Raw genomic sequence first — 3263 nt, 5'->3', positions numbered from 1 at the left:
CTCGCCGGGCGGCTGGCGGCGGCGCTGCCCAGGCGGCGCGGCGCGCGGCTGGGCGTGCTGGGCGGGGCGGTCGCCGTGGCGGCGGCGCTGGTGCTGGCGGTCGTGAACCCGTTCGGCGGCGGCGACGACGCGCCGGAGGGCTGGCGGACGTACGACGAGACGGAGCAGCTGAAGGCGTCGCTGGCGGTGCCGGAGGACTACAAGCGCAGCGTCGACGAGGGCACGGTCACGTACTCCGACCCGGGCGGCATGCCCCGGCTGTGGCTCACCCGCGCCGCCGGCCGGGAGGACAGCGCGCTGCGCGAGGCCAACAAGGCGCGCGAGTGCGACACGGGCGACGAACTCGGATGCACCGCGCTGGGCGACGATGTCGAGGGCACGGTCAAGGAGCACGACTACCGGGGCAGGGACGCCGCCGAGCTGACCGTGACCTGGACGGAGGACGCGGGCTTCGAGACCGAGGCCAAGCTGCGCCGGCGGGAGTTCTTCTACGTCAACGACGACAACATCGGCTGGCACCTGACCGTGGAGATGCCGGCCGCGGGCGAGGGCAAGCGGGACGGCGAGCGGATCTTCGACGGCGTCGTCGACTCGCTGGAGATCCAGGACATGTGACGGACGCGGCACCGCCCCGGGCGCCGGGCGGAGCCGCGGTGCAGGCGAGTCGCCCTCGCCCTCGCCCTCGCCGTCGCACGTATGAGCCAGCAATCGCTGGCGGAATTCGGTTACCGGCAGGTATCCAAAGGGGTCGCCGGGGTCCTACCCTCGGCCTTATGACGGAGACCGCCGCAGGCAACCCCACCGCTACCGCTTCCGCCGGCGCCCGCACCGCCGCCGCCGTCGCCGCCGAGTTCGTCACGCCCGCGCTCGTCGAGCGCCTGACCCGCGGCGTCACCGGCTCCGGCACCGTCGCCGTCCACTCCCCGCTCACCGGCGAGGCGCTGGCCGAGGTGCCCGAGGCGGGGCCCCCGGACGTCGTCGCCGCGTTCGAGCGCGCCCGCGCCGCGCAGCGCGCCTGGGCGGCCAGGCCGGTACGGCAGCGGGCCGCCGTGCTGCTCCGCTTCCACGACCTGCTGCTGCGCGACCAGGACGAGGTCCTCGACCTCGTGCAGCTGGAGACCGGCAAGGCGCGGCTGCACGCGCACGAGGAGGTGCAGGCCGTCGCCCTGGCCGCCCGCCACTACGGCCGCCGCGCCCCCGCCTACCTCGGCCCCAAGCGGCACACCGGCGCCCTGCCGACGCTGACCCGGGTCACCGAGCTGCGCCACCCGCGCGGCGTCGTCGGCCAGATCGCGCCCTGGAACTACCCGCTCGAACTCTCCGTCGGCGACGCCCTGCCCGCCTTCGCCGCCGGCAACGCGCTCGTCATGAAGCCCGACTCCAAGACCCCGCTGACCGCCCTGTGGGCGCGCCGGAAGCTGGTCGAGGCCGGGCTGCCGGAGGACGTGTGGCAGGTCGTGGTCGGGCCCGGCGGCGTCGTCGGCCCCGAGGTCGTCCGGCACGCCGACTACGTCTCCTTCACCGGCTCCACCCGCACCGGCCGCGAGGTCGCCCAGGGCGCCGCGGCCCGGCTCGTCGGCGCCTCGCTGGAGCTGGGCGGCAAGAACGCCATGCTGGTGCTCGCCGACGCCGACGTGGAGAAGGCGGCGGAGGGCGCGGTGCGCGCCGCGTTCGCGTCGGCGGGGCAGCTGTGCATCTCCGTCGAGCGGCTGTACGTGCACGAGTCGGTCGCCGACGCCTTCCTGGCCCGCTTCGTCGCGCGGACCCGGGCCATGCGCCTGGGCAACACCCTCGGCTACGGCGCCGACATGGGCTCGCTCGTCAGCGGCCAGCAGCTGGAGACCGTCACCCGGCACGTGGAGGAGGCGGTCGGTAAGGGCGCGGAGGTGCTGGCCGGCGGGCGGCCGCGGCCGGACGTGGGCCCGTACTTCTACGAGCCGACGATCCTCGACGGCGTCGAGCCCGGCATGACCGTCTGCGACGAGGAGACCTTCGGGCCCGTCGTCTCCGTCTACCGCTTCCGCGACGAGGACGAGGCCGTCGACCGCGCCAACGCCACGCCGTACGGGCTCAACGCCAGCGTGTGGACGAAGGACGGGCGGCGCGGCCGGCGCCTCGCGGCGCGGCTGCAGACCGGCACGGTGAACGTCAACGAGGGCTACGGGGCCGCGTACGGCAGCGTGCAGGCGCCCATGGGCGGAATGAAAGACTCCGGGGTCGGCCGGCGGCACGGCTCGGAGGGGATCCTCAAGTACACGGAGTCGCAGACGGTGGCGCAGCAGCGGGTGGTGCCGCTGGCGCCGTTCACGCTGGGGCCGCTGCGGTACGACGACGAGGGGTACGCGGCGTTCATGAGCCGCGGGCTGCGGGCGCTGAAGGCGCTGCGGTTCCGCTGAGGCCGCCGGGCCGCTGAGGGTGCCGAGAGGGCCGAGGCGGCCGAGGCGGCTGAGGTGCGGGGTGCTGCGCGGTCGGCGGGCGGTTTGCCGCTGCGCGCCCGGTGCGGGTGCGGGGTGTACCGGTGCGGGGACGGCCGGCCCCCGGGCGTCCCCGGGGGCCGGCCGCATCCCTGTCGTGACCGGGCTGCTGTCCCCTGCCGTCCGGTCACCGCGCCCGGCTCAACGAACCGGGTGCGGTGACGGTCACGGAACCCGGGCGCCGACCGGGTGACTGGTTAGAACGGGTTTGCCCCCGGCTGCCCCTCGTGCCGAAACCGTTCTGTGACCGGATGGACCGGGCTCCGCTTCGGATATCGGATCGTCACCGTAAGAGGTCTGGAACGCGGGGGTTCGTATGGCCTTGAATGCAGTGCCATGCACTTCCTCCGGCCCCTCGTGACGTTCCCGCGCGTGGTGCGCCACTACTCCTGGGTCGGCGCCGATCTGCCCCTCGACGAGGACGTCCTGCTGGACGCCCCCGGGTACCGGGTCCGCGCGGTCCTCCCGGCCGCCGCAGAGGGCGACTTCCGCCCCGCCCGCGAACTCCTCGCCGGCGCCGGCCGGGCGGCGGAGTGGGAGCGCCGGGACACGTACGTCGCCGAGCTGGCCACCGCCGCCCTCGACGACGACGGCTGGTTGCAGCGCTGGCGGGAGTACGACCCGGAGAGCGGGGACGCGGCGGTGGTCGAGGCGGAGCGGCAGCTGCGCGCGTGGCGGGCGGAGGAGTTCGGGGCGCGGCGGCGGCGGTTCGAAGGCTGGGGCGTACGGCGGCGGGGCGGGCCGGGCGGCGCGGCGGTGGCGGTTCGAAGGCTGGGGCGGCCGGCGGCG

Annotated in this window: 1 protein-coding gene and 2 pseudogenes; all 3 read left to right on the top strand. The window is 75.5% G+C overall.

What is annotated here, in order from left to right; translation table 11 throughout:
- Positions 1-615 (top strand): annotated as a pseudogene (locus ABD317_RS35105) (serine/threonine protein kinase); the annotation flags it as partial.
- 158 nt (positions 616-773) lie between these two features.
- Positions 774-2396: a succinic semialdehyde dehydrogenase gene (locus ABD317_RS35100; RefSeq protein ID WP_344295730.1), complete on the top strand. Its 1623-nt coding sequence runs from the start codon at positions 774-776 to the stop codon at positions 2394-2396.
- A gap of 414 nt (positions 2397-2810) precedes the next feature.
- Positions 2811-3263: pseudogene (locus ABD317_RS35095) on the top strand (hypothetical protein); the annotation flags it as partial.

Origin of the sequence: Streptomyces synnematoformans, from assembly GCF_039531005.1 — a bacterium.
Lineage (GTDB): Bacteria > Actinomycetota > Actinomycetes > Streptomycetales > Streptomycetaceae > Streptomyces > Streptomyces synnematoformans.
Note: the sequence above shows the minus strand (reverse complement) of the source record. Positions and strands in the feature narration are given on the sequence as shown.

Coding starts and splice junctions, on each gene's coding strand:
- ABD317_RS35100 (WP_344295730.1), top strand. CDS start 774: ATGACGGAGACCGCCGCAGGCAACCCCACCGCTACCGCTTCCGCCGGC.